General features: G+C 57.0%; 26 protein-coding genes. 17 read left to right on the top strand and 9 right to left on the bottom strand.

Annotated elements, in window-relative coordinates; translation table 11 throughout:
* Nucleotides 1-660, top strand: a complete 660-nt coding sequence (locus ACR0NN_RS15895) for a YggS family pyridoxal phosphate-dependent enzyme (RefSeq protein WP_170725030.1) — start codon at nucleotides 1-3, stop codon at nucleotides 658-660.
* Here ACR0NN_RS15895 and ACR0NN_RS15890 read toward each other — a convergent pair.
* On the bottom strand, nucleotides 644-1,144 hold the full coding sequence (locus tag ACR0NN_RS15890) for a L,D-transpeptidase family protein (RefSeq protein WP_170725031.1): 501 nt from the start codon (nucleotides 1,142-1,144) through the stop codon (nucleotides 644-646). The two genes, ACR0NN_RS15895 and ACR0NN_RS15890, sit on opposite strands and share 17 nt — an antisense overlap.
* On the bottom strand, nucleotides 1,141-2,235 hold the full coding sequence (ribA, locus tag ACR0NN_RS15885) for a GTP cyclohydrolase II (protein ID WP_170725032.1): 1,095 nt from the start codon (nucleotides 2,233-2,235) through the stop codon (nucleotides 1,141-1,143). The genes ACR0NN_RS15890 and ribA overlap by 4 nt, the downstream gene beginning before the upstream one ends.
* 161 nt (nucleotides 2,236-2,396) lie before the next feature.
* On the opposite strand from ribA, the gene ACR0NN_RS15880 reads away from it, so the two are divergent.
* The 5 genes from ACR0NN_RS15880 (at nucleotide 2,397) to ACR0NN_RS15860 (ending at nucleotide 6,022) form a co-directional block, all read left to right on the top strand.
* Nucleotides 2,397-3,083: a response regulator transcription factor gene (locus tag ACR0NN_RS15880; protein ID WP_170398869.1), complete on the top strand. Its 687-nt coding sequence runs from the start codon at nucleotides 2,397-2,399 to the stop codon at nucleotides 3,081-3,083.
* 294 nt (nucleotides 3,084-3,377) lie between these two features.
* The gene (locus ACR0NN_RS15875) at nucleotides 3,378-4,166 is read left to right on the top strand and encodes an exodeoxyribonuclease III (protein WP_170725033.1); all 789 of its coding nucleotides are present in this window, start codon (nucleotides 3,378-3,380) and stop codon (nucleotides 4,164-4,166) included.
* A gap of 87 nt (nucleotides 4,167-4,253) precedes the next feature.
* Nucleotides 4,254-5,171 carry a thioredoxin family protein gene (locus ACR0NN_RS15870; RefSeq protein ID WP_170725034.1) on the top strand — a complete coding sequence of 306 codons (918 nt, stop codon included), beginning with the start codon at nucleotides 4,254-4,256 and terminating at the stop codon, nucleotides 5,169-5,171.
* Between the two features lie 27 nt (nucleotides 5,172-5,198).
* Complete coding sequence (locus ACR0NN_RS15865; protein ID WP_170725035.1) at nucleotides 5,199-5,840, top strand: LON peptidase substrate-binding domain-containing protein; 642 nt, start codon at nucleotides 5,199-5,201, stop codon at nucleotides 5,838-5,840.
* Complete coding sequence (locus tag ACR0NN_RS15860; RefSeq protein WP_170686975.1) at nucleotides 5,837-6,022, top strand: Trm112 family protein; 186 nt, start codon at nucleotides 5,837-5,839, stop codon at nucleotides 6,020-6,022. The genes ACR0NN_RS15865 and ACR0NN_RS15860 overlap by 4 nt, the downstream gene beginning before the upstream one ends.
* Here ACR0NN_RS15860 and ACR0NN_RS15855 read toward each other — a convergent pair.
* Nucleotides 6,019-7,245, bottom strand: a complete 1,227-nt coding sequence (locus tag ACR0NN_RS15855; protein WP_170725036.1) for an FAD-dependent monooxygenase — start codon at nucleotides 7,243-7,245, stop codon at nucleotides 6,019-6,021. The two genes, ACR0NN_RS15860 and ACR0NN_RS15855, sit on opposite strands and share 4 nt — an antisense overlap.
* A gap of 88 nt (nucleotides 7,246-7,333) precedes the next feature.
* Between ACR0NN_RS15855 and ACR0NN_RS15850 the strand changes: the two genes are divergently transcribed.
* The 4 genes from ACR0NN_RS15850 to ACR0NN_RS15835 all read left to right on the top strand — a co-directional run bounded on the left by ACR0NN_RS15850 (nucleotide 7,334) and on the right by ACR0NN_RS15835 (nucleotide 13,485).
* Nucleotides 7,334-8,662, top strand: a complete 1,329-nt coding sequence (locus tag ACR0NN_RS15850; protein WP_170725037.1) for an amidase family protein — start codon at nucleotides 7,334-7,336, stop codon at nucleotides 8,660-8,662.
* A gap of 108 nt (nucleotides 8,663-8,770) precedes the next feature.
* Nucleotides 8,771-9,952, top strand: a complete 1,182-nt coding sequence (locus ACR0NN_RS15845; RefSeq protein WP_170725038.1) for an aminotransferase class I/II-fold pyridoxal phosphate-dependent enzyme — start codon at nucleotides 8,771-8,773, stop codon at nucleotides 9,950-9,952.
* 14 nt (nucleotides 9,953-9,966) lie between these two features.
* On the top strand, nucleotides 9,967-12,849 hold the full coding sequence (locus tag ACR0NN_RS15840) for a DNA translocase FtsK (RefSeq protein ID WP_170725039.1): 2,883 nt from the start codon (nucleotides 9,967-9,969) through the stop codon (nucleotides 12,847-12,849).
* A 39-nt stretch (nucleotides 12,850-12,888) separates the two neighbouring features.
* Entirely contained in the window at nucleotides 12,889-13,485 is a 597-nt protein-coding gene (locus ACR0NN_RS15835; RefSeq protein ID WP_170686980.1) for an outer membrane lipoprotein carrier protein LolA, read from the top strand.
* A gap of 12 nt (nucleotides 13,486-13,497) precedes the next feature.
* Here ACR0NN_RS15835 and ACR0NN_RS15830 read toward each other — a convergent pair whose 3' ends face one another.
* Together ACR0NN_RS15830 and ACR0NN_RS15825 are read right to left on the bottom strand one after the other, a co-directional pair.
* The gene (locus tag ACR0NN_RS15830) at nucleotides 13,498-14,079 is read right to left on the bottom strand and encodes a transglycosylase SLT domain-containing protein (protein WP_170725040.1); all 582 of its coding nucleotides are present in this window, start codon (nucleotides 14,077-14,079) and stop codon (nucleotides 13,498-13,500) included.
* A gap of 60 nt (nucleotides 14,080-14,139) precedes the next feature.
* Complete coding sequence (locus ACR0NN_RS15825; RefSeq protein WP_170725041.1) at nucleotides 14,140-15,021, bottom strand: AEC family transporter; 882 nt, start codon at nucleotides 15,019-15,021, stop codon at nucleotides 14,140-14,142.
* A gap of 80 nt (nucleotides 15,022-15,101) precedes the next feature.
* On the opposite strand from ACR0NN_RS15825, the gene hspQ reads away from it, so the two are divergent.
* Entirely contained in the window at nucleotides 15,102-15,428 is a 327-nt protein-coding gene (hspQ, locus tag ACR0NN_RS15820) for a heat shock protein HspQ (RefSeq protein WP_170398818.1), read from the top strand.
* A gap of 25 nt (nucleotides 15,429-15,453) precedes the next feature.
* Here the strand turns inward: hspQ and ggt are convergent, their stop codons facing one another.
* The 3 genes from ggt to ACR0NN_RS15805 form a co-directional block, all read right to left on the bottom strand.
* Nucleotides 15,454-17,031 (bottom strand): gamma-glutamyltransferase, encoded by a 1,578-nt coding sequence (gene ggt / locus ACR0NN_RS15815; protein ID WP_170725042.1) that lies wholly within the window; start codon nucleotides 17,029-17,031, stop codon nucleotides 15,454-15,456.
* A 212-nt stretch (nucleotides 17,032-17,243) separates the two neighbouring features.
* Nucleotides 17,244-17,660: an ATP-binding protein gene (locus ACR0NN_RS15810; protein WP_480685047.1), complete on the bottom strand. Its 417-nt coding sequence runs from the start codon at nucleotides 17,658-17,660 to the stop codon at nucleotides 17,244-17,246.
* Nucleotides 17,661-17,715: 55 nt separating this feature from the next.
* Complete coding sequence (locus tag ACR0NN_RS15805; protein ID WP_170686985.1) at nucleotides 17,716-18,054, bottom strand: STAS domain-containing protein; 339 nt, start codon at nucleotides 18,052-18,054, stop codon at nucleotides 17,716-17,718.
* A 101-nt stretch (nucleotides 18,055-18,155) separates the two neighbouring features.
* Here ACR0NN_RS15805 and ACR0NN_RS15800 point away from each other — a divergent pair, with 101 nt between their 5' ends.
* Complete coding sequence (locus ACR0NN_RS15800) at nucleotides 18,156-19,328, top strand: acetyl-CoA C-acyltransferase (protein WP_170725043.1); 1,173 nt, start codon at nucleotides 18,156-18,158, stop codon at nucleotides 19,326-19,328.
* A 75-nt stretch (nucleotides 19,329-19,403) separates the two neighbouring features.
* Entirely contained in the window at nucleotides 19,404-19,856 is a 453-nt protein-coding gene (locus ACR0NN_RS15795) for a GAF domain-containing protein (RefSeq protein ID WP_170725044.1), read from the top strand.
* 12 nt (nucleotides 19,857-19,868) lie between these two features.
* Here ACR0NN_RS15795 and ACR0NN_RS15790 read toward each other — a convergent pair whose 3' ends face one another.
* Nucleotides 19,869-20,153 carry a DUF1294 domain-containing protein gene (locus ACR0NN_RS15790; protein ID WP_170725045.1) on the bottom strand — a complete coding sequence of 95 codons (285 nt, stop codon included), beginning with the start codon at nucleotides 20,151-20,153 and terminating at the stop codon, nucleotides 19,869-19,871.
* 117 nt (nucleotides 20,154-20,270) lie between these two features.
* Here ACR0NN_RS15790 and ACR0NN_RS15785 point away from each other — a divergent pair, with 117 nt between their 5' ends.
* The 4 genes from ACR0NN_RS15785 to ACR0NN_RS15770 are packed head-to-tail and all read left to right on the top strand — an operon-like array spanning nucleotide 20,271 to nucleotide 24,311.
* Entirely contained in the window at nucleotides 20,271-20,840 is a 570-nt protein-coding gene (locus ACR0NN_RS15785; protein WP_170725046.1) for an XRE family transcriptional regulator, read from the top strand.
* A complete protein-coding gene (locus tag ACR0NN_RS15780) occupies nucleotides 20,840-21,463 on the top strand; it encodes a LysE family transporter (protein WP_170725047.1) in 624 nt (207 codons plus the stop codon). Before ACR0NN_RS15785 ends, ACR0NN_RS15780 begins: the two co-directional genes overlap by 1 nt.
* The gene (locus tag ACR0NN_RS15775; protein WP_480685115.1) at nucleotides 21,417-21,848 is read left to right on the top strand and encodes a GFA family protein; all 432 of its coding nucleotides are present in this window, start codon (nucleotides 21,417-21,419) and stop codon (nucleotides 21,846-21,848) included. The genes ACR0NN_RS15780 and ACR0NN_RS15775 overlap by 47 nt, the downstream gene beginning before the upstream one ends.
* 15 nt (nucleotides 21,849-21,863) lie before the next feature.
* Nucleotides 21,864-24,311: a GcvT family protein gene (locus ACR0NN_RS15770; RefSeq protein ID WP_170725049.1), complete on the top strand. Its 2,448-nt coding sequence runs from the start codon at nucleotides 21,864-21,866 to the stop codon at nucleotides 24,309-24,311.
* Nucleotide 24,312: the final 1 nt, after the last annotated feature.

Below are 24,312 nucleotides of genomic sequence, written 5' to 3'. Positions count from 1 at the left end.
ATGTCGCTGCAAGATATCACTGACCGTATCGCCAAAGCTGAATCGGCGGCTGGACGCGCCGAAGGCTCAGTGCAATTGATCGCGGTTTCCAAGGTGCAACCAAACGACCGGGTCGAAGCCGTGTTGAAGCAGGGCCACCGGTGTTTCGGAGAAAACCGAGTACAGGAGGCCGCAGGCAAATGGCCCGCATTCCGCGAGGATTTTCCGGATGTCGATCTGCATCTAATAGGCCCTTTGCAAACCAACAAAACCCGGCAGGCGATCGAGCTTTGCAATGCGATCCATTCAGTCGATCGTCCAAAACTCGCCAAAACACTGGCGCGATTGGCACAAGAGATGGGCAAGTGCCCCGATCTTTTCATCCAAGTTAACACTGGCGAAGAAGATCAGAAGGCAGGCGTTCTCCCTCAAGATGCGGATGCGTTCGTTGCCGAATGCCGAGGTTTAGACCTGCCCGTCAGAGGATTGATGTGCATCCCCCCAGTCGATGAAGAGCCCGCTTTGCATTTCGCTCTGCTTGCAAAAATAGCCGGGCGGAACGGGTTGGAAGGGCTGTCCATGGGCATGAGCAGTGATTTCGAATCGGCGATTGCCCTAGGGGCCACTCATGTTCGTGTTGGATCCGCCATATTTGGAGAGCGCGTCAAACCTCAGGGATAATCAGCCGTGTACCCGGCTCTATTGCCCTCGCGATCCATCGTAAATGGTCACGTCGGAAGGCTACGCAGCCCTCGGTCGGATATCTTGGTCGCCGCCATTGATGCAAGAAGATCGCGGATCCCTTGCCGGGTATTGCATCGGGATAGTTCCAATCGGTAATCAATACTAGGTCATACAGCGGGTCTGCACGGCGCAGCTTTTCGTGGCTCAAGCTATGAGGTGCGCGAACCAGATGGTTATAGGCGGTGTCCTCCACATCGTCAGACCATAGATCACGCGGTCCGATAGGTCGTGCCCAATGAGCCGGGCGTTGCATTCGATCTGCGCGATAGAGCATTGCCAAGATGCGATGCACTCCGACCGGGGTCGCCCCATCTCCTTCCTGCTTGGTTCGACTTGAGCCCCCTTTGCCTATGGCGCAGGGGAATGTGCGTCCGAGAAATCGAACACCGCATGGGGTCAGAACCAGATCGTCCGGTGTCACAACAGGTGACCTGACTTTGCAGCTTTGGTTGCGAGATAGGCGCGGTTAAAGTCGGTTTCGCCGACCTTCAATGGGACACGTTCGGCCACAGCGATACCGGTTCGTTCCATCATCGCAATCTTTGCGGGATTGTTGGTCAGCAGGCGAACCGAATTGAACCCCAGTGATTTCAGGATGTCCGATCCAAGCCGGAAATCCCGCTCATCGTCTTCAAATCCAAGCCGGTGATTGGCCTCAACCGTATCAAATCCCTGATCTTGCAGAAAATAGGCGCGCATCTTGTTGGCAAGCCCAATCCCACGCCCTTCCTGGTTTAGATAAAGCAGAACGCCTGTGCCTTCTTCCCCCATCTGTGCAAGAGCTCCGCGCAATTGCGGGCCGCAGTCACATTTTAGGCTGCCCATAAGGTCTCCGGTGAAACAGGCCGAATGCAGGCGGGCAAGGACGGGTTTGTCGCGGTCGGGTCGGCCGATTTCCACTGCGTAGTGTTCTTCTCCGCCGTCTTCAGGCCGGAAAACATGTAGCCGACCAACCTCGGACACCTCCATGGGCAGGCGCGCGGCAACAACCGGGTGCAGGGGGCTGCGATCGGTCAGATAGGGCGCGGCGCTTGCATGGTCGATGCAGGTCAACCCGTGTGTTGAAGCAAATGCCCTGCCGTCCTTGATAGGGGCAACCACTGCGGCTGGTAGCAAATGTGCCGATTTGGCCAACGCTATTGCGATCCGGTGCAGATTTGCACTTCCCTGTCGTTCGGTCATCAACGGGCCTTTCATCGGCGCGTTCAGATCATCTGAGGGATCTGCCACCGCCTGCACCCAGCTCAGCCCAGCGTCCTCCGGGATCATGACCCGCGCCAGATCGCCATCATAAGCGCGTGCCTTCAGAGTTTCAGCACGCCGAACCGTGATGGCGACAACGGGGTTTCCACCCAAGCCGCGTAGATCGGCAAGCCTCTGAGGGCTCAGCGTCTCGGCGGCGAACCCCAGTACACCAAACCCCAATTCGTCTGTCAGAACCACGGGAACGCCCATGCGTAGGTCAGCACGCGCCCGTGCCAGCAATTCCGTGATGTCGGGAGTGAGACTCATGCATGTTACCTAGAAGCGATCAGGCCTCCTCCTACCCCGATCACCGGGAAATGTGAAACAATTCCTCTGCATCAGACACGAGGGCGTGAGACCATTGCAGTAATTCTTGCTGATTGCATTCTTCATACGCAAGTGATGGAAAAGGCTTAGGAGGACCGCACATGGCTCAGCTCAAGAAAATCCTGCTGGTGGATGACGACGAAGACCTGCGCGAGGCGCTCAGCGAGCAACTTGTGATGACCGAAGATTTTGACGTGTTCGAAGCGTCTGACGGAGCATCCGCGATGGAGCGGGCGCGTGAGGCGATCTACGATCTGGTCATTCTCGACGTTGGCCTCCCAGATACCGATGGGCGAGAGCTGTGCCGCCTGATGCGCAAGCAGGGTGTCAAAAGTCCGGTTTTGATGCTGACCGGTCACGATAGCGATGCTGATACGATCCTTGGCCTGGATGCTGGCGCAAATGATTATGTGAGCAAGCCGTTCAAATTCCCTGTCCTGCTGGCTCGCATCCGGGCACAGTTGCGTCAGCACGAGCAATCCGAGGATGCAGTCTTTGTCCTGGGGCCCTACACGTTCAAACCTGCGATGAAGATGCTGATGACCGAAGATGATCGCAAGATACGCCTGACGGAGAAAGAGACCAATATTCTCAAGTTCCTCTATCGGTCTACCGATGGTGTCGTCGCACGTGATGTCTTGCTGCACGAGGTCTGGGGTTACAATGCGGGTGTCACAACGCACACGCTTGAAACTCACATCTACCGCCTGCGTCAAAAGATCGAGCCTGATCCATCAAATGCTCGCCTTTTGGTCACAGAATCGGGCGGATATCGCCTTGTTGCTTGACTAAAGGTGGATTGACTTGGATCAAAGTGATACCCTGTAGGTATCATAAGATTTCTCCCAACCCGCGCATGTCCGGGTTATGACATGCACCTCCCTGTTGGACTGCCGGGCCTGATGGCCCGGCTTTTTTTGTGTTATCCATAAGAAGACAACGATTTCATGCAATGAAATCGGAACGGAAACTTTGAGAGTTTCCGTTATCGAGAGGCTTGAGATATTGAGTTTCCTTTTTCGATGGTACCTCGGGTGGTGCCACGCTAACCTGCGCCAATCGCGACAAAGGAATCTCCCGCAATGCCTTTTACTCTTGCCACTTGGAACATTAACTCGGTTCGTCTGCGCGAGCCTATCGTGCTGAAATTGTTGCAGGAAGAGGCCCCGGATGTCCTGTGCTTGCAAGAGTGTAAATCTCCAGTGGACAAGATCCCGACCGAAGGCTTCGCCGAGCTTGGGTATACGCACATGATTGCGCGTGGGCAGAAGGGCTATAACGGTGTTGCGATCCTGTCTCGGCTTCCGATGGAAGAAGTCGGCGACAAGGATTTTGCGGGTCTGGGTCACGCCCGTCACATCGCAGGGCGATTGGAAAACGGCGTAACGATCCACAACTTTTATGTTCCTGCCGGCGGAGATGTGCCTGATCGCGAAGTGAACGAAAAGTTCGGGCAGAAGCTGGATTACCTCGCCGACATGCGTGACTGGTTCCGTGCGGAAAAGCCCGAAAAGTCGATTTTGGTAGGTGATCTGAATATTGCCCCGCGTGAAGATGATGTGTGGTCGCACAAGCAATTGCTCAAAGTTGTCTCGCACACGCCCATCGAGGTCGAAGCGCTGGCCGAGACCCAGGACGCGGGCGGTTGGGTCGATATCACGCGCCAAGACATCCCCGAAGGGCAGCTTTATAGCTGGTGGTCCTACCGCGCGCGCGATTGGGATGCGGCGGATAAAGGGCGCAGGTTGGATCATGTCTGGGCCACGCCCGATATCTCGAACGCGGGTCATTCAAGTCGCGTATTGCGTGATGCGCGCGGATGGGAGAAACCCAGCGACCATGCGCCTGTTTTTGCGGCGTTCGACGTCTGATTGATGCAAAAACGCCCGACTCAGCCCTTGGTTTCTGAACCGTGGGGCTGCATATAGGGCGCAAAGACGAACCAGAGAGTATTAGCCATGGACCTTCTGAACGGCGCAACTGGCGCTGACACCACCGATCTGATCAAGGACGGGACCGAGGCCAGTTTCATGGCCGATGTGGTCGAAGCCTCGCAAGAGATGCCGATCATCGTCGATTTCTGGGCGCCTTGGTGTGGCCCCTGTAAAACGCTGGGCCCCGCGTTGGAAGAGGCCGTGACCGCCGCCAAAGGTGCGGTCAAGATGGTCAAGATCAACGTGGATGAGGCGCAGATGATCGCGGGTCAACTGCGTATCCAGTCGATTCCAACCGTTTACGCATTTCATAAGGGGCAGCCGATTGACGGGTTCCAGGGCGCCTTGCCGGGCTCGGAGATCAAGGCTTTCATCGACCGGGTGATCGAAGCTGCTGGGGGCGAAAGCCCCGGTGGCCAGCTGGATGATGCGGTTCAGGCCGCCGAAGAGATGTTGACCGAAGGTGCCGCTGTGGACGCGGCGCAAACGTTTGCTGCAATTCTGGGCGAAGACGCCAACCACGCTGGTGCCTATGGTGGTCTTGTGCGCGCGCATATCGCGCTGGGTGATCTGGATCAGGCCGAGGCGATCCTCAACGGCGCCCCGGCTGAGATTTCCAACTCGCCCGAAGTAGAAGCGGCACATGCGCAGTTGGAACTGGCCAAACAGGCTGCGGATGCAGGCCCGGTGGGTGAACTGACGGCAACGGTTGAGGCGGAACCCGATAACCATCAGGCCCGGTTCGATCTGGCGCAGGCCCTGCATGCCAATGGCGATGTTGAGGAAGCTGTCGATCAACTGCTGGAACTGTTCCGTCGCGATCGCGAGTGGAATGAGGGGGCAGCCAAGACACAACTGTTCACGATCTTTGACGCGCTCAAGCCCAACGATCCGATTGTTTTGAACGGCCGACGCAAACTCAGCTCGATGATATTTGCCTAAAGTCTGATCAGGGCTACACTCGATTGTATGATGCACCCCGCTGATTTGCCGGAAACCGTTTGTGTGTTTCCCTTGCCCGGAGCACTTCTGCTGCCCCGGTCTCGGTTGCCGCTGCATATTTTCGAACCGCGATATCTGCAGATGTTGGATGACGCATTGAAAACGCCGGAACGTCTGATCGGGATGGTCCAGCCGAACACCTGTCAGGGGGACGAAACCAAACTACACCAGATCGGCTGCGCTGGGCGGGTCACTCAGTTTTCAGAAACCGAAGATGGCAGGTATCTGATCACTTTGACGGGCATTTCGCGGTTTCGGGTGAAATCTGAGCTCGACAGCTTTACCCCTTATCGCCGGGTTTCCGCGTCATGGGACGGGTTCGACCGTGATTTGGGCAAGGCCGAAGTGGATGATGGCTTTGACCGGAACAAGTTCCTGAAGCTGTTGGAGCGGTTCTTTTCATCGCGCCAATTGTCGACGGATTGGGATACGATGAAAGATGCCGATGATGAGCTTTTGGTGAATTCCCTGTCGATGATGCTGGAGTTTGATCCGGAGGAAAAGCAAGCCTTGCTTGAGGCGCCGTGTCTGCGCACCCGGCGCGAGACCTTGGTGACATTGATCGAATTCGCCATGCGTGGCGGATCGAATGAGGAACACTTGCAATGAGCACACCTGAACACGCTTTTGACCGTCACATGCTTGAAGCGTTGATTTGCCCGCAATCCCATACAACCCTGCACTACGATGCTAAGCGGCAAGAGCTCGTTTCCAAAGCTGCCGGTCTCGCCTTTCCTATCCGCAACGGCATCCCGGTGATGTTGGTGGATGAAGCGCGCGAATTGGACTAAATCGGGCGCCCTTGCAGCAGTTTGGGCAGATCACCGGTCAGGCCTGCTGCCTCGCGTACAAAGCCACGGCGCAGCCCGGGCAGCGACCCGACGATGCTCATTCCGATATCCCGACCGACACGTAGTAGGGGATTGTCGTTTGAAAACAGCTTGTTGAACACATCTGTCGCCATTGCAAGCGAGGCGGTGTCGAACCGACGCCATTCTTGATAGCGCTCAAGCACCAGCGTAGATCCGATATCCTCGCCACGCCGTCCAGCAAGCGTCAGCACCTCGGCCAAAGCGCCCACATCCCGCAGACCTGCATTCAGGCCCTGTCCGGCGATTGGGTGCATGCCGTGGGCGGCGTCTCCGACCAATGCCAGACGATCAGCGATGAAGGAATTTGCGATTGTCAGGTTCAGCGGATAGGTGAACCGATCGCCCTGCAGGCGGATTTCGCCTAGGAAATCACCAAAGCGCGGGCGCAGAACCTGTAGATAGTCCGCCTCGGGCAAGGTATTGATTTGTTTGGCCGTCTCTGTGCGCTCGCTCCACACGATTGAGCTGCGGTTGCCGGTCAGTGGCAGAATTGCCAACGGTCCGGGAGGCATGAAGAATTGATGCGCGATACCATTATGGGGCAAGTCATGCTCAATGGCGCAAACCAAAGCTGTTTGGCCATAGTCCCAGCCGGTCCGCTTGATCCCGGCGCGCTCTGCGGTGCTGCTGCGGCGTCCGTCGCAGCCGACCAGCAGGCTGCCGGACAAGCTCGATCCGTCATCCAGCGTAAGCTCTGCCCCTTGTGCAGTGATGTCCTGCGACACAACGGTTTTCCCGCTGATTTCGGTGATCTTATTCTGTTCGGCCATTGCGTCCAGAAAGGCCCGCCGCAGGTGGCGGTCTTCGACCATATACCCCATCGGACCCTCTTCGATCTCGGCATGGTCGAAATGCATAAAAAATGGCGACGGGCCTGCACCTGCATGGCCATCGGTAACCTTGATCTCCAGCATCGGCTGGGCGTGTTTTTCCACCCTTTCCCAAACGCCAATCGCGTGCAGCAGGCGTTGTGAGGCCAGCGCAAGTGCATAGGCACGACCGTCAAATGCAGCATTCTTACGCACTTTTTCGGGCAGGGCATCGATTACCGTAACCGAGTGCCCCGTTTGGGCCAGAGCCAGCGCAAGTGCGGGACCGTTCAGGCCGCCGCCGACGATCAGGATGTCGGATCTGTGTTCCATATGCTGCAATATGCGCGCCCTTTCGGGATTGTCCATGTGCGGTCCTGTCGCTACCGTCCGAGCACGGAATTACCTGGGAGGGGATCGGATGCAAGACTGGCTGACCATGACGGCCTGTGATTTGGGCCGTGGCATCGGAATGGGGCAGATCGATCCGGTTGAGCTGACGGAAACCTATCTAAGCGCAATTGATTCTCACCCGTATCGGGACCGGATCTATGCCCGTGTCACCCATGACCGCGCCCGTGCCGAGGCCCTGGCCGCACATGAGCGCGCCAAGCTTGGCCTGCGTCGGTCTTTGCTGGATGGTGTTCCGATCAGCTGGAAAGATTTGTTTGATACTGCGGGCGTTGGAACCGAGGCCGGTTCAGCCCTGTTGAAAGGCCGCGTCCCCGAAGCCGATGCGCAGGTGCTGCGGAACGCAAGCGCCATGGGCACGGTCTGTCTTGGCAAAACGCATATGAGCGAACTGGCGTTTTCGGGTCTTGGCCTGAACCCAGTGACGGCGACACCTCCGTGTGTGAATGACGAAAACGCCGTGCCCGGAGGGTCGTCTTCAGGGGCAGGCGCGTCGGTTGCGTGGGGGCTTGCTGCCGGCGGCATTGGCTCGGATACAGGTGGCTCTGTGCGAATTCCTTCGGCCTGGAATGATCTGGTTGGGCTGAAAACCACGGCTGGTCGCCTAAGTCTTGAGGGTGCCGTGCCACTGTGCCTGAAATTCGACACGGTGGGGCCTTTGGCGCGGTCGGTCGAGGACGCGGCACATATGCTGGCCGCGCTTGAAGGCACATCTCCGGCTGATCTGCGCGGAGCCTCTTTGAAGGGCCGCCGCTTTGCTGATTTACAGAATGTGGCCAAAGATGACCTGCGCGAGGTACCATCCAAAGCCTATGATGACGCGCTGGTACGTCTGGAAGAGACCGGGGCCGAGATTGTCCCGCTTGAGGTGCCCGAGTTGAATGACGCGATGAGCTTGTCGGGTGTTCTGTATACGACCGAAGCCTATGGCCTGTGGCGCGATGTGATCGAAGCGAACCCTGAGGCGATGTATCCTGAAATCCTTGAAAGGTTTCGGATGGGCAAGGCTTATTCCGGCCCAGATTACGTGGCGGCATGGTCGAAACTGACCGCCTGTCGTCAGGCCTGGGACGCAGCGACCGCCGGTTTTGACGCGGTGCTAGCCCCGACAGCGCCCATACTTCCGCCCAATCTGGACCGGCTGATGAGTGATCATGATTACTATGTCACCGAGAATCTATTGGCCCTGCGCAACACCCGGATCGGAAATCTGATGGGGCTTGCAGCGCTGACTTTACCCACAGGAACACCCAGTTGCGGGTTGATGATGCTGGGCTATCCGGGGTCGGAAGAGGCCTTGCTGAGGCTCGGCTCAGCCGCCGAAAGCGCTTTGACCTGAATGCCACAATCCCCTGATTCGGAACCTCTTTGTCTGGACGAGATCCGGGTCGATCTGTAATCTGCCAAAAAACGGGGCGCAAAATGACCCCGAAATTGAGGCAGTATTATGAATTTCCCCGAGCGGTTTTCGAACCTACCGGAATATGCATTCCCGCGTCTGCGCGCCCTGTTGGATCATCATCAACCGGGTGGCGATATCGTTCACATGACCATTGGCGAGCCCAAGCACGATTTTCCATCCTGGGTGACCGATGTCATCATGGAAAACGCCGCCGGATTTCAGGGCTATCCCCCGAACGAAGGCTCACCCGCTTTGCGAAATGCTATCGCAGGCTGGGTTAATCGACGCTACGGCGTATCGATGGATGCCGATGCCAATGTGATGGCCCTGAACGGGACACGCGAGGGGCTTTACAATGCTGCGATGGCGCTGTGCCCCGAGCAGAAGAACGGCCAGCAGCCGGTCATTCTGTGCCCGAACCCGTTCTATCAGGTCTATATGGTCGCCTCGATCTCGGTCGGCGCGCAGCCCTATTTTGTGCCTGCGACAGCTGCAACGGGCCATCTGCCGGACTATGCCGGATTGCCCGAAGAGGTGCTGAACCGCACCGCTGTGGCATACATTTGTTCGCCGGCAAACCCCCAGGGTGCTGTCGCCTCGCGCGATTACTGGGCCGAACTGATCCAATTGGCTGAGAAATATGATTTCCGCATTTTCGCGGATGAGTGCTATTCGGAAATCTACCGCAACGAGGCTCCGGTTGGTGCTTTGACGGTCGCGCAGGAATTGGGTGCGGACCCCGAGCGGGTCACACTGTTTAACTCTCTGTCCAAACGCTCAAATCTGGCCGGTTTGAGGTCGGGACTGATCGCGGGTGGGCCTGAGACAATCAGCCGTGTCAAGCTGTTGCGCAGCTATGCCGGTGCCCCCTTGCCTGTCCCGCTGCAAGCCGCCGCCGCTAAGGTTTGGGCGGACGAAATGCATGTGCAGGAAAACCGCGCGCTGTATCAGGAAAAATACACCATCGCGGATGAGGTCTTTGCAGGTGTGCAGGGCTACATGCCGCCCGAAGCTGGCTTTTTCCTGTGGCTGCCGGTCGAGAGCGGCGAAGCAACCGCATTGAAGCTTTGGCAAGAGACCGGCGTTCGGGTTCTGCCGGGTGCATATCTTTCTCAAGGTGATCCGGGGCAAAACCCGGGTGAGCAATTTATCCGGGTCGCCATGGTGGCCCCAAAAACAGAGATGAAGCGCGGGCTGATTACGCTCCGCGACTGCATCTATTCGTGAGGTACGAGGGTAAAATGGCATCATATAACGCGCGCAACCGCGATCCACTGTTGGATAGCACCACACAGGCCGCCCTCGAGCGGCGCAGCAAAGAACTGATCGGGATTGCCCTGATCCTGCTGGGGCTCGCAGCTGCCGCGATGATCTGGTCCTATACGCCTGAGGATCCGAATTGGATGGTGTCGACCGACGCGCCCGTGCAGAACTGGATGGGGCGCGTGGGTGCCTCGATCGCTGCGCCGTTGTTCATGATTGTAGGCTGGGGAAGTCTGGGTGTTGCGCTTGTGCTGGTCACCTGGGGTGTGCGGTTTACAGGGCATCTGAGCGAAGATCGTGCCATCGCCCGCCTGATTTTTGCGCCGATCTGGATCGCCGTTCTCGCCGTATATGCGGCCACGCTGGTTCCGGGTGCCGAATGGCGGGCGACCCATAGCTACGGGCTAGGCGGCCTGTTTGGCGATACTGTTATGGGCGCGTTTCTGACATTGTTGCCGATCTCATCTCATTTCTTGGTTAAGCTGATGTCGCTCATGATGGCGGTTGGAATGCTGGCGCTGGGTATCTTTGTGCTGGGCTTCAGCAAAGCGGATGTACGGAAGGGCTTCCGCGCGTTTCTGTTGGGTCTGGTCATGGCCTACGACCTGTTGATGAACGTGCTGGGACGCGGCGCCAGTGCGACTGCTCAAGCGGCGCGGGACCGCAAGGCGCAATGGGCCGAGCGCAAGGCGGAACGCGCAGTTCCCGTACAAGCTGAGTTTGACGATGATCTCGCCTACGCCGATCCGATCTTTGAAGAACCTGAACCCGAACCAGCGGTCAAGACCGGTCTTCTGGCCCGGATGCCATCATTGATCCGTCGCCCTGATCCAATGCCCGAGCCTGAGTTGATCGAAAACGTCGCGGTCGAGGGCTATTATGACATGCCGGGCGAAGATCGCATCCGCTCTAAGATTTCTGCTGCCGTGCGTAATCGCAGGGTGGCCGCAGGTGAAATGACGCCCGAACCTGATCCCAACCTGCCGCTCACCAAAGGACGGGGCAGGGGGCCGGACCCGCTTATCCTGAATTCTGGTACGGCTGATGCGTTGCCGCCCGAACCTCCGATGACGTCTGCTGGCTTGCCGCCCGAGCCACCCCTGACGGCTGGTTCCGAGGCCGAGTTTGAGATGCAGCACGACTACATCGCTGAACCGGATTATGATGATGCAGCCGTGTTCGAGGATGCCTACGAACCCGCACCCCAACCGCAGCAAGCTGTTAAGATTCCGGTTGCCGAGCCGCGCAAACCGGTAGTTGCCCAACCTGTTCGCCGCTCGCCCCCGCCATCGCGTCGGGCACAGGCAGAAGCACAACCGACGCTTTCCTTCGAAGAACGGCATTCCGATTTTGAACTGCCGCCGCTGGGCTTGTTGTCCAACCCGGCCAGCATTCAACGCCATCATCTGAGCGATGAGGCGCTGGAAGAAAACGCCCGGATGCTGGAAAACGTTTTGGACGATTACGGCGTGAAAGGTGAGATCGTAAGCGTTCGCCCCGGTCCGGTCGTCACTATGTACGAGCTAGAGCCTGCACCGGGCCTGAAAGCCAGTCGCGTAATTGGTTTGGCCGACGATATCGCCCGGTCGATGTCAGCGCTGTCCGCACGCGTTTCAACTCTGCCGGGCCGCTCTGTGATCGGTATCGAACTGCCCAACGAAAACCGCGAGATGGTGGTGCTGCGCGAAATCCTTGCGAGCCGTGATTTTGGCGATGGCAACCATGCGCTGCCACTGGCGCTGGGTAAGGATATCGGCGGTGAATCCGTTGTGGCGAACCTGGCCAAGATGCCTCACCTGCTGATCGCGGGGACCACGGGGTCTGGTAAATCGGTGGCGATCAACACAATGATCCTGTCGCTGCTTTACAAACTGACGCCGGATGAGTGTCGCCTGATCATGATCGACCCCAAGATGCTGGAATTGTCCGTCTATGACGGTATCCCGCATCTGCTGTCCCCTGTTGTGACCGACCCGAAAAAGGCGGTCGTGGCCCTGAAATGGGTCGTGGGCGAGATGGAGGATCGCTATCGCAAGATGTCCAAAATGGGCGTGCGCAACATCTCTGGCTACAACGGACGTGTGAAAGATGCATTGGCCAAAGGCGAGCTGTTCAGCCGTACGGTTCAAACCGGATTCGATGATGAAACTGGTGAACCGATGTTCGAGACCGAGGAATTCGCGCCAGAAGCTATGCCCTATATCGTTGTTATCGTCGACGAGATGGCCGACCTGATGATGGTCGCGGGCAAAGAGATCGAAGCCTGCATTCAACGCTTGGCACAGATGGCGCGGGCTTCGGGTATTCACTTGATCATGGCCACCCAGCGCCCATCGGTTGACGTGATCACAGGTACGATCAAGGCGAACTTCCCAACCCGGATATCGTTCCAGGTGACCTCCAAAGTCGACAGCCGCACCATTCTGGGTGAAATGGGCGCCGAGCAACTGCTGGGGCAGGGCGATATGCTCTACATGGCGGGCGGTGCCAAGATTACCCGCTGCCATGGTCCATTCGTTTCGGACGAAGAGGTCGAAGAGATCGTCAACCACCTGAAACAGTTCGGCCCACCGGATTATATGAGCGGTGTGGTTGATGGACCGGCTGAGGAAAAGGCCGACAATATCGACGCCGTTTTGGGCCTGAACACTGGTGGCAACACCAATGGCGAAGATGCGCTATATGATCAGGCGGTCGCGATTGTGATCAAGGATCGCAAATGCTCAACCTCCTATATCCAGCGGAAACTTGCCATTGGTTACAACAAAGCCGCGCGGCTGGTTGAGCAGATGGAAGACGAAGGCGTTGTTTCTTCGGCAAATCACGTCGGTAAGCGGGAAATCCTCGTCCCCGAGCAGTAAGATATTTAATAACAAGGGCGGAACGCTTATCTGGGACGTATGAAACAGATTGCTTTTGCCCTTGCTCTGACACTGGCTGCGCCCGCTGCGTGGGCGGCTGAGAAACTGCCACTGTCGCAAATCTCTAACTATCTGAACCAGATGAAAACGGTTCAGACCACGTTCACGCAGGTGAACGATGACGGATCGCTCAGCACCGGTAAGTTGTGGCTTCAGCGGCCCGGTAAAATGCGATTTGAATATGATCCGCCCAACAGCGCCGTTGTCTTGGCGCGATCGGGGACGGTGCAGATATTTGATCCAAAGTCCAACCAGCCGCCCGAGCAGTACCCGCTGAAACGCACCCCGTTGTCATTGGTACTGGCGCGCAATGTCAATTTGGGACAGGCCAATATGGTCGTTGGTCACGATTTTGACGGCACTGCGACGGTTGTCACCGCACAGGATCCCAAAAACCCGGAAAGCGGGCGGATCGAACTGATGTTCACATCAGATCCGGTTGAGCTGCGTAAATGGGTGATCCACGATAACGCTGGCAGTCAGACGACCGTGTTATTGGGGCCGCTGACTGAAGGCGGGAATCTCGACTCCAGCGTATTTTCCAGCAAAACGCGTATCAGGTCAGACGATCGCTGACCTGATAGGATCCTAGTAGCGACAGTTCGCCAGCTGTGCTTGGTACAGTTGCGCGCGGGCGTCCACATCGCTCGCCACGTTCAGCAACCAGGACTTGCTGTTATAGCTGCCGCGTGCGTAACCGGTATGGCCTTCGTGGTAGGCCAGATACTGGTTGCGCGTGTCGCTGGGGTGGATGCCGTTCCGCTCGTAGCTTTTGTTCATGTACCAGCCAATAAAGTCCGACGCATCGCGGATGCGATCGCGCTTGGCGCGGCGTTTGCCAGTTTCGCGCTGATACTGCTCCCATGTGCCATCAAGCGCCTGGCCATAGCCATAGGCGCTGCTTTGACGACCCATTGGAATGACACCGAGTACGTATTTATGCGGCGTCCGCGCGTCGTGCCGATAACGGCTTTCCTGATAGATCGTAGCCATCTGAACATGAACCGGAACGCCCCATTTGCGCTCGGTGCTTTCGAAGGCCTTGATATAGTCGGGCTTTTCGCGCGCAATGCTGCACGCGTCATTCAGTCTGCTTGGGGGTTGTTTGGACCCACCACCACAGGATGCCAAAAGCAGCACCCCGAAGAGTACGATAAGAAATCTGCTCATGTGCCTCGTGCCTTTTTTCTTTATTCTAGCGCAGATTGAGCTTTTAGGAAATCACAATCGTTACAGAATAATAGCGAGAATTATCGGTAGTGCTGCAACAGACAACACGGTCGAGACCATGACCATGCCTGCAACCGCGTCGGAATCCGCCTCAAACCGCTCGGCCAGCAAGTAAGAAGTGACGGCAACGGGTGTGCACATCTGCAAAACCAGAACTCCGAATGCGATGGGCCCAAGTCCAAACCCAACGGCTATGGCCCAGCCCAATCCAAAGCAAACCACGAGTTTCAAAAGGGATAGCCACACTGCCTGTTGCAGCTTTTGTGTTGTCAGACGCGCGATTGCGACCCCGAGAGTGATCAGCATCATCGGCACGGCCATCTGGCCCAGCAAATCCAAAGTGTTGGTCAGAAACAGGGGCGTCTCCCATCCGCGCCACAAGAACAATGAGCCAAGCAACGTCGCCCAGACCATCGGTTCGCGCAGGACCTTGCCAAAGGCACCCCGACCCGCAACCAGATAAATCCCGTAGGTGAAAGAAAACAATGCAGTGACGGCAAGGAAGATCACTGCAAACCCCAACCCGGCCTGACCGAAGGCAAAGATACACAAGGGCAGGCCAAGATTTCCTGTATTCCCGAAGATAAGAGGCGAAAGGTAGGTGCGCTGTTCCAAGCCCGAGACACGCACAAAGACCCAGAATGCAACCGCAAGTGCCAGATGCGATGCAATCGCGGCGAGAGTGAAAACGGTCAATTCGCCGCCCGGAATCTCGGTTTGCATCAAGGCGACAAAGATCAGGCTGGGAACCGCCAGATTGACTGCAAAGCGGGTCACAAATTGCATCCGATACTCGAACCCGAGCTTAACCCAGGTAAAGCCGACCCCTGCCAATAGGAATACCGGAGCCACGATTTCGAACACTGTAAGTAGTAGGTTCACAGACTGTTTCCCCGATTTTCAGCTCAATGATTGGCTTTTCTGCCCAAAAAGATGTAGTAAATGCTTTGGGGGCTGAAACAATGCTAAAGACACAAGCCAAGTACCGTCTGGGACAGGTGGTTCGACACCGTAGACACCCTTTTCGAGGGGTTATTTTTGATGTCGACCCGGAATTTTCGAACTCTGAGGAATGGTATCAAGCCATCCCTGAAGACAGCCGCCCACTGAAGGATCAGCCGTTCTATCATCTGCTTGCTGAGAACGATCAATCCTTCTATGTCGCTTATGTTTCAGAACAAAATCTGGTTGAGGACCAATCCGGTGAGCCTGTCGATCACCCTGATATCCCCAACATGTTCGGCCCCTTTCAGGATGGATCCTATCCTTTGCATTTTCAGCTGAATTGATCTTTTGCAGGTACACTGGCCCGAGTCAGTAACCTAATGCGCATCCATCCTTACGCGGATCGCTCGCGCCCTCCAAAACTCCGGTTGAACAGATTCGAATAGCCTGAGCGCCACCCAGAGGCGTTTCCGGAACTTGGATAGTGTGCCCCATGTCGGTCAATTGTTGCAAAACTGCATCTGGATAGCCACGTTCGATTTTGAGAACCCCACTATCGGCAAATGCGCGGGGCGCATCTACGGCCTGTTGCAACTCGACGTCAAAGTCCACCAGATTTGACAGAAGCCGCGCGTGTCCGGTTGGTTGATAAGCGCCCCCCATGACGCCAAAGGGCATTGTCACTTGGCCCTGCTCGCGCAGCATTCCCGGTATGATTGTGTGCATCGGCCGCTTTCCACCCGCCAGTTCATTTGGATGGCTGGGCTCAAGGGTGAATCCAGCCCCACGGTTCTGCAGCAAGATACCGAATTTTTCCGATGCAATGCCTGACCCAAACCCATGGTAGATCGAATAGATCAAAGAAACTGCCATGCGATCCCGGTCGACTACGGTGATGTAGACGGTGTCTTTGTGAACAGACTCGGTGAGCGGTGCCGCAGCTTCCATCGCACGTTTCGGATCGATGAGTGCCGCCAGATTGGCTGCAGTTTCGGGCGCAAGAAACTGAGCCATTCGGGCGCTGTGATCCGGGTCAGCGATAAAGCGGTTACGGGCGTCATAGGCCAGTTTGCTGGCTTCGGCTTCGATATGCACACGCTCCGCGCCCCAGGGCTCCATCGCGGCGAGATCGAAGTGTCTCAGGATGTTCAACAACAGGATTGCCGTCGCACCTTGGCCGTTTGGCGGGTGCTCAACCAGTTCTATGCCACCGTAGTCTCCGCTGACGGGTTCGGTCGCGTCACTTGCTACAGCCTCGAAATCTTGTTTGGTCTGTACGCCCCCCAATTCGGTTAGGGACGCAAGCATGTCTTCGGCAATCTCTCCCGAATAGAAAGCCTCATGCCCATGTTGGACGACGCGTCGTAGAACCTCTGCTTGGCCCGGCGCACGAAAGATCTGGCCGGTTCTCAGAGGTTTGCCATCCATCAGGTAGTGTTTGCGGGCCGCGCCCTGCAGGGTCGCCGCACTGTTTTCCCAATCAAAGGCAACGCGTGGGGCAACCGGAACGCCAAGTTCGGCGTAATGGATGGCAGGCTGCAAGATGGCGTCCAGGCCCAGGCGACCTTCAGATTCAGATAGTCGACAAAACGCCTCGACCGCGCCCGGTATTGTCACTGCATCCGGGGTGGTCAGGGGAACAGAACTAAGGCCGCGATCCCGTAATGTCTGCGCATCGGCTGCAGCGGCGGCTCGTCCTGAACCGTTCAGCGCGCGAACGGTCTGCTCACCGGCGCGATTGAAGAGAACAAAGCAATCTCCGCCCAGGCCGGTCATCTGCGGTTCGCAAATTCCCAAAAGCAACGCGCCCGCAATGGCTGCATCCATCGCATTGCCTCCGCGTTGCAGAATATCCAACGCAACTTTGGCGGCCAGGGGATGAGATGTTGCGCACATCCCTTCGGTGGCCAAAACTGCCGAGCGGCCAGCCTTGTGAAAATCGCGCATGGAGTCTTCCTTCTGCAAACACGCAGACACTAAGCCGCAGTCGGGAATTGTCCATTGCTTTCAGTGGGAGGAGGTCCTCGGCGCCGTTCACTGGGTGGGGGCTGTGACGCTAGGCGCCGAGGGAAGCTATCTGAGCTACCCCTTGTTTTTGGCTTTTGTTTGCGGCGCGACAATGGTTCGATCTGGGCGTTATTGTGGCCATTTAATGCGTATTATGGCATCTGATCAAAATCGAACCGCAGGCTAAGCAAGTTTCCACCATCTTTGCGCTCATACAGAATGTCGCTGGTAAGCTGATGAATAAGGTGCCAGCCGAAACCACCTTCGGGCAGATCGGATAAAGTTGTATCGACAGGCGGCGGGGTGCCACCTGGAATCCGCAGGTGGGGCATTGGGTCGCCGGTGTCACAGATCCGAATTACCAAGGTTTTTTCGCAAAGTGAGCAATCAATTTGAATGTTGGCGGGCGCTATCCCGACATAAGCGTGTTCAACCACATTGTTGATGGCTTCGGCGAGCGCGATTTTTACATCATCCGCTTTGCCTTCAGGCAGGCCATGGGCCGCCAGTCTCGCGCTTAACGACGCAATACCAGCGCTGGCGTGCGCCTGCGTTGCGGGAAAGCTCACCTCCAGGCAGTCTTGTTTGCAATCGGAGCCCACAGCGATCTACCCCTGCTGGTCGTCAGTCTGCGTCTGCGCGCATTGCTTCATCCAGCGATGCAAACAGCTTGAACACAGTATCCATACGGGTCAGGCGGAACACTTTTTCAACGATCGGGCGCAGACCGGCCAGATCCAATCGACGCCCTTCGCCTAACTGCTTCATCGAGGCGACAATCGCCCCCAATCCGCTGGAATCGATGAATTCTACCGCTGATAAATCCAGCACCACCCGTTTTGCGTCGGTTTGAGTCGCTGCACGCATGTCTTCTTTGAATTGAATCGCCATTGCGGCATCGATCCGTTCGCAATTGACGGATATTACTTGTGTCTCGCCGGACATGTCGCTGCTGAGCCCCATGGTCAACCGCCCTTCGCATAGCAATTTGATGGTAGAAATACGCTAGACGGTAATTCTTACCATTCGGTATCCATGGTCTGTGAAGTACAAGGAGATTTCGGATGAACGAGGTTGTGATAGCAGGGGCCGCGCGTACGCCGATGGGCGGTTTTCAGGGCATGTTCGACGGCGTCGCCGCCGCGGATTTGGGCGGTGCTGCTATCCGCGCAGCGCTGGAAGGTGCAGGGACTCAGACCGTTGATGAGGTACTGATGGGCTGCGTCCTACCTGCCGGTCAAGGGCAGGCACCGGCGCGCCAAGCCGGGTTCGCCGCCGGTTTGGGAGAAGACGTGCCCGCCACAACCCTCAACAAAATGTGTGGCTCGGGCATGAAGGCCGCAATGATCGCGTTTGACCAGATCGCGTTGGGTCTTGCCAAAACCATGGTTGCAGGTGGGATGGAGAGTATGACCAATGCACCCTATCTGTTGCCCAAGATGCGTGGTGGTGCCCGGATCGGTCATGGCCAAGTGGTCGACCACATGTTTCTCGACGGGCTCGAGGATGCCTACGACAAGGGCCGACTGATGGGCACTTTTGCTGAAGATTGCGCCGAATCCTATCAGTTCACGCGCGAGGCACAGGACGAATACGCGCTGCGATCGCTCTCCAACGCGCTGTCCGCGCAGGACGCCAGCGCCTTTGATCGCGAGATTACACCGGTCAAGATCCAGACCCGTAAGGGCGAGGTTGTACTGGAGGCAGATGAGCAACCGAAATCAGCACGGCCCGAGAAAATACCCACGCTGAAACCAGCATTTCGCAAAGACGGAACGGTCACGGCGGCCAATTCTTCTTCGATCTCGGATGGCGCAGCGGCGCTTGTGCTTGCCTCGGCAGAGGCGGCGAAGCAGCAGAACTTGACTGTGCGTGCACGAATTCTTGGTCATGCCAGCCATGCGCAAGCGCCTGGTCTATTCACGACTGCCCCGGTCCCTGCGGCGCAGAAATTGCTGGATCGTATCGGCTGGAAGAAAGAGGATGTCGATCTGTGGGAGGTTAACGAAGCCTTTGCCGTTGTGCCAATGGCTTTCATGCATGAAATGGGCCTGTCGCGTGACATCGTAAACGTGAATGGGGGGGCATGTGCGCTTGGGCATCCGATCGGCGCCTCCGGGGCGCGGATCATGGTCACTCTGCTCAATGCACTGGAGAAACGGAACCTCAAGCGCGGCGTGGCGGCAATCTGCATCGGCGGCGGAGAGGGCACTGCCATCGCGATAGAACGGGTTTGACGCCCCTTCGTTTTGCCAATACTTCGGGGATTTGTGGGCTGCGCCCTCAACTCTCCGGATGCAAGGTCTACCTAGATGACAGCCGACTACGACTCACTTGCCAAAACCATTGCAGCTCTGACCGAAGGCGAAACCGATGAGATTGCGCTGATGGCCACGATTGCATGCGAAGTGCATCATTCCGATGACCGTTTCGACTGGACAGGGTTTTACCGTGTGACAGAACCCGAAGTGCTGAAAATCGGACCGTATCAAGGGGGGCACGGCTGCCTTGTGATCCCTTTCGAGCGTGGAGTTTGTGGCGCGGCTGCCCGCACGGGACAAACGCAATTGGTCCCGGACGTGGACGCGTTCCCCGGCCATATCGCATGTGCTACTTCCACAAAGTCTGAACTGGTATTGCCGGTTTGGGATGCGGACGGAAACGTGATCGCGGTCTTCGATATCGACAGCGATCAGCCCGATGCCTTTACCCAGGCTGATGCGAGTGCATTGGGGGCGATCCTGGCGGATGTATTCGCGCGCTAAGGGGATTTGTTCCTATCGCAGCAGTGTTCCAAGATCGTGGGAAACCATCAAATAGCAAAGCCCTGCATGAGTCGCTGTGATGGCATAGAGCCACGCCGAGAAACTGCGTTTGCGTGTCTTGTGCCCGAAGATCCAACGCCCCAGTAGCGCGGCCAGACTGCCCCCCAGCGCCGCCATCCACAACAAGCGACGTTCAGGGATGCGCCGTTTTCTGCGGCGTGCACGCAACTTGTCCCAGCCAAAGGCCAGTAACGTCAGGGCGTTGATGGTCCAAAGGTAGATCACAGCAATCCACATGGGTTGTGAATAGCGAACAAAATTTCCGGGCCCAAGTGAAAAAATACTTGGAAATTTCACCGATTCAGGGCACCGTGAAAAAGTAAGGAAAATTTTCACGCCGACTCGGAGCTTAGATTGAACTCGCAAGCCCCCCACCGCGCATCACTGGGTGCTGACCTGCGCGCATTGCGCAAGGCGCGTGGGCTGACTCTGACTGAAATCGCCAATCGATTGGATCGCTCCGTCGGCTGGCTTAGCCAAGTCGAAAGAGACATGTCCGAGCCTTCGATTTCGGACTTGCGCCAGATCGCCGAGTGTTTGGGCGTACCGATGTCGATGCTGTTTGCCCATTCCGCCGCACCAGCAGAAGAGCAGGGGTATGTGGTTCGGGCCGGAACGCGCCGCCCCATGGGATCAGGCGAAGAAGGGCTGATCGAAGAACTGCTTTCGCCCGATCTGACCGACGATTTTGAGATGGTTCATTCCACATTCGAGCCGCGCTCGCAGATGCAAACACCGGCGAACCGGCCAACGCAAGAAGTGGGCTATATGGTTTCGGGTTGTCTGGACCTGACGATCGGCACGCGTAGTTTTCGCGTTGGTCCCGGCGACAGCTTCCGGATCAAGCACGAACCCTACACATGGTCCAACCCATTTGATGAACCCGCGGTTGCTGTTTGGGTTATCGCACCTCCGGTGTACTGATGAGTTTTGAGGCGTGGACCATATTTGCGCTGTTCTGGGTGGTTTTCGTAACCACCCCAGGGCCGAATGCGGTCAACTGCATCTCTAACGGGATGAGCCTGCCGTTTCCCAAAGCGATGTTGGGTGTGCTGGCTATTCTGACGCAGGCAGGTGCGTTCCTGATCCTGTCGGCCGTTGGGATCACAGCGTTGATTGCGGCCTCGCCAACGGGGTTCTTTCTGGCCAAGTTGGTCGGGGCAGGGTTTTTGATCTGGATGGGCATTCGCGGTTGGATGAACGCAACAAAGCCCGCTCCAGCGTCAGAGCGCGCGGCGCGACATGTCTATCTGCACGCGTTGGCTGTTGCGACGATCAATCCAAAAAGCGTTGCCGGATACCTCGCTGCATTTTCGCAGTTCGTGCAGCCGGATGTTCCGATTTGGCAGCAGATGGTCGTGATCATGCCCACCGCTCTGGTCATCACCACGCTCAGCTATACCGGTTTCACCCTGCTGGGTGCGTTGATGGGCAAGGCCGCATTGGGTGCAGTGTTCAATATCTGGGTGCGCCGCGTGATGGCGACTTGTTTCATTGTTTATGGCGTTTTGCTGGGAGCCAGCTCAACGCCCACAGCGAGAGTGTAAAGCTATGCATAAGGGGTCCTGTCTCTGCGGTTCTGTCGCTTTTGCCATCGATGGTGAGCTCACCCCGCCCAATGCCTGCCATTGCGGCCAGTGCCGCAAACAGTCGGGGCATCTGTGGGCGTCAACTGTGACACATCAAGACAATCTGAGCTTTATCAGCAGCGAAACGTTAGGCTGGTATCGCGCTTCTGACATTGCCAAGCGCGGATTTTGCCGCGCCTGTGGTTCGTTTCTCTTTTGGCAGCACAATGAAGAGGACACGATCGCAATTTCCGTGGGTTCGTTAGACGAACCCACCGGGTTGAAACTCGCCCAGCACATCTTTGTGGCGGACAAGGGCGATTACTATGACATCAAAGACGACCTGCCCCAGCGGGCACATTAATAGGGAACCAAACACATGAGTGATTTTCCAACCAAGGCCCGTGTGGTCATCATCGGTGGCGGTGTCATCGGCTGTTCGTCGCTTTATCATTTGGCAAAGAAGGGCTGGACCGATTGTGTCCTGCTGGAAAAGAACGAGCTGACTGCAGGCTCGACCTGGCATGCCGCGGGCAACGTTCCGACATTCTCGAATTCCTGGGCAATCATGAACATGCAGCGCTATTCGACCGAGCTGTATTCGCGCCTCGCGGAAGAGGTCGACTATCCCATGAACTACCATGTCTCGGGTTCGATCCGTCTGGCGCACAGCAAAGAGCGGATGCAGGAATTCGAACACGCCATGTCGATGGGCCGCTATCAGGGCATCCCAATGGAGATGTGGACCCCCGAGCAGGCTAAAGAACACTATCCTTTCCTGGAAATCCACGACCTTGAAGGCGTGCTCTATGATCCAACGGACGGTGACATCGACCCGGCGCAGCTGACGCAGGCGTTTGCCAAGGGTGCGCGGGATATGGGGCAAAAAATCATCCGCTTCTGCCCGGCGACCAATGTGACCCAGCATGATGATGGCACTTGGACCGTGCATACTGAAAAAGGTGATATCGCCTGTGACTATGTCGTCAATGCCGCCGGATATTACGCGCAGCGCGTTGGTGAGATGTTCAAGCCCTTCGGTGGCCGTACCGTCCCGGCCATGGTTATGAGCCATCAGTATCTACTGACCGATGAAGTGCCCGAAGTTGAAGCATGGTCAAAGGAACACGGCGGCAAGCTGCCTTTGCTGCGCGATGTCGATATCTCTTACTATCTGCGGCAGGAGAAGAACGGCTTTAACCTTGGTCCTTACGAGCCCACCTGCAAAGGCCACTGGATGACCGATGACGACCCGATGCCTGAGGATTTCAGCTTCCAGCTTTGGAATGACGATCTGGACCGTATCGAGGACATCGTCACCGACGCGATGGAGCGTGTGCCTTTGATGGCAACCTCAGGTGTTGGCCGCGTGATCAATGGCCCGATCCCTTATGCACCCGATGGTCTTCCGCTTATCGGCCCGATGCCCGGCGTCAGAAACGCGTTTGAGGCCCACTCCTTTACCTTCGGCATCGCGCAAGGTGGTGGTGCCGGCAAGGTGCTGGCCGAATGGATCGTCGATGGACATACCGAGTGGGACATGTGGGCCGTCGATCCGCGTCGCTATACTGACTACACCGATCAGGACTATTGCAATCAGAAGGGCATGGAAGTCTATGGCAACGAATATGCCATGCACTTCCCCCATCACGAATGGCCCGCCGCGCGCGACAAAAAGGTCTCGCCAGTGCACGCCAAGGTCAAGGAACTCGGCGGCGTCATGGGGGTATACAATGGTTGGGAACGTGCCAATTGGTTCGCGCAACCGGGCGACGACACATCGCTGGAAGCCACCCACACCTGGGGCCGGTCCGGCCCATGGGAGCAACGGGTCAAAGAAGAATGTGAAGCCGTACGCGATCATTGTGGTGTGCTCGACCTGCCTGGCTTTTCGCGTTTCATGGTCAAGGGCGATGGCACGGCCGAGGCTCTGCGCGGGTTGGTCACTGGGGGTCTACCCAAAGTCGGACGCATCAATCTGGTCTACATCTCGGATGATCGGGGCCGTATCCTGACCGAGATGTCCTGTCTGCGGTTGGGCGAAGATGAGTTCGTGATGATCACTGCAGCTACCGCTCAGTGGCATGACCGTGACCTCCTGATGGCCGTAATGCCCGAAGGCGTGTCTGTTGAGGATGTCACCACGACCCGCGACACGCTGATTGTCACTGGCCCGAAATCTCGCGAAATCCTTTCTAACTTGACGGATGCAGACTTATCGCTGGGCTGGCTGACCCATCAGGCGGCCACCGTAGCTGGACAACCGGCCTATCTGATCCGAGTTTCCTTTGCTGGTGAGCTGGGTTGGGAGGTTCACGCGCTGAACGAGCATATGCCCGCAATCTACGACGCAATTCTCGACGCTGGTGCCAAGCCATTTGGCATGTATGCGCTAAACTCGCTGCGAATCGAAAAAGGATACCGCGCGTGGAAAGGCGACCTGTCGACCGATTACTCGCTGTTGGAAGGCGGGCTGGGACGTTTCGTCAAACTGGACAAGCCGCAGGACTTCCCGGGCAAGGCCGCGATTCTGAATGAAAAGCAGCAAGGTGTGAAGAAAGCCTTCGTTACTCTGACCGTTGATGCGGGTGACTGCGATGCGCCTTATATGTCTTGCATCTGGCAGAATGGCGAGATCGTCGGGGAGACAACCTCGGGTGCTTGGGGTTACCGCGTTGGCAAATCCATCGCATTGGGCATGGTCAAAGCTGAACTCGCCAACCCCGGAACCGCTTTGGAGGTCGAGATTTACGGTCAGAAGTTCCCGGCGGTCGTGCAGGAAGATCAACCCCTTTGGGATCCTTCCAACGAAAGGCTGCGGGCCTGAT

This window comes from Ruegeria sp. BA2, assembly GCF_056539605.1.
Note: the sequence above shows the minus strand (reverse complement) of the source record. Positions and strands in the feature narration are given on the sequence as shown.

Excerpts from the sequence above, each read along its gene's own strand:
- ACR0NN_RS15835 (WP_170686980.1), top strand. The coding sequence starts at position 12,889 with ATGAAACAGATTGCTTTTGCCCTTGCTCTGACACTGGCTGCGCCCGCT.
- ACR0NN_RS15870 (WP_170725034.1), top strand. The coding sequence starts at position 4,254 with ATGGACCTTCTGAACGGCGCAACTGGCGCTGACACCACCGATCTGATC.
- ACR0NN_RS15770 (WP_170725049.1), top strand. The coding sequence starts at position 21,864 with ATGAGTGATTTTCCAACCAAGGCCCGTGTGGTCATCATCGGTGGCGGT.
- ACR0NN_RS15845 (WP_170725038.1), top strand. The coding sequence starts at position 8,771 with ATGAATTTCCCCGAGCGGTTTTCGAACCTACCGGAATATGCATTCCCG.
- ACR0NN_RS15895 (WP_170725030.1), top strand. The coding sequence starts at position 1 with ATGTCGCTGCAAGATATCACTGACCGTATCGCCAAAGCTGAATCGGCG.
- ACR0NN_RS15860 (WP_170686975.1), top strand. The coding sequence starts at position 5,837 with ATGAGCACACCTGAACACGCTTTTGACCGTCACATGCTTGAAGCGTTG.
- ACR0NN_RS15790 (WP_170725045.1), bottom strand. The coding sequence starts at position 20,153 with ATGTGGATTGCTGTGATCTACCTTTGGACCATCAACGCCCTGACGTTA.
- ggt (WP_170725042.1), bottom strand. The coding sequence starts at position 17,031 with ATGCGCGATTTTCACAAGGCTGGCCGCTCGGCAGTTTTGGCCACCGAA.
- ACR0NN_RS15880 (WP_170398869.1), top strand. The coding sequence starts at position 2,397 with ATGGCTCAGCTCAAGAAAATCCTGCTGGTGGATGACGACGAAGACCTG.
- ACR0NN_RS15830 (WP_170725040.1), bottom strand. The coding sequence starts at position 14,079 with ATGAGCAGATTTCTTATCGTACTCTTCGGGGTGCTGCTTTTGGCATCC.
- ACR0NN_RS15775 (WP_480685115.1), top strand. The coding sequence starts at position 21,417 with ATGGCGTTTTGCTGGGAGCCAGCTCAACGCCCACAGCGAGAGTGTAAA.
- ACR0NN_RS15805 (WP_170686985.1), bottom strand. The coding sequence starts at position 18,054 with ATGGGGCTCAGCAGCGACATGTCCGGCGAGACACAAGTAATATCCGTC.
- ACR0NN_RS15840 (WP_170725039.1), top strand. The coding sequence starts at position 9,967 with ATGGCATCATATAACGCGCGCAACCGCGATCCACTGTTGGATAGCACC.
- ACR0NN_RS15795 (WP_170725044.1), top strand. The coding sequence starts at position 19,404 with ATGACAGCCGACTACGACTCACTTGCCAAAACCATTGCAGCTCTGACC.
- ACR0NN_RS15800 (WP_170725043.1), top strand. The coding sequence starts at position 18,156 with ATGAACGAGGTTGTGATAGCAGGGGCCGCGCGTACGCCGATGGGCGGT.
- ACR0NN_RS15865 (WP_170725035.1), top strand. The coding sequence starts at position 5,199 with ATGATGCACCCCGCTGATTTGCCGGAAACCGTTTGTGTGTTTCCCTTG.
- ACR0NN_RS15855 (WP_170725036.1), bottom strand. The coding sequence starts at position 7,245 with ATGGAACACAGATCCGACATCCTGATCGTCGGCGGCGGCCTGAACGGT.
- hspQ (WP_170398818.1), top strand. The coding sequence starts at position 15,102 with ATGCTAAAGACACAAGCCAAGTACCGTCTGGGACAGGTGGTTCGACAC.
- ribA (WP_170725032.1), bottom strand. The coding sequence starts at position 2,235 with ATGAGTCTCACTCCCGACATCACGGAATTGCTGGCACGGGCGCGTGCT.
- ACR0NN_RS15850 (WP_170725037.1), top strand. The coding sequence starts at position 7,334 with ATGCAAGACTGGCTGACCATGACGGCCTGTGATTTGGGCCGTGGCATC.
- ACR0NN_RS15780 (WP_170725047.1), top strand. The coding sequence starts at position 20,840 with ATGAGTTTTGAGGCGTGGACCATATTTGCGCTGTTCTGGGTGGTTTTC.
- ACR0NN_RS15875 (WP_170725033.1), top strand. The coding sequence starts at position 3,378 with ATGCCTTTTACTCTTGCCACTTGGAACATTAACTCGGTTCGTCTGCGC.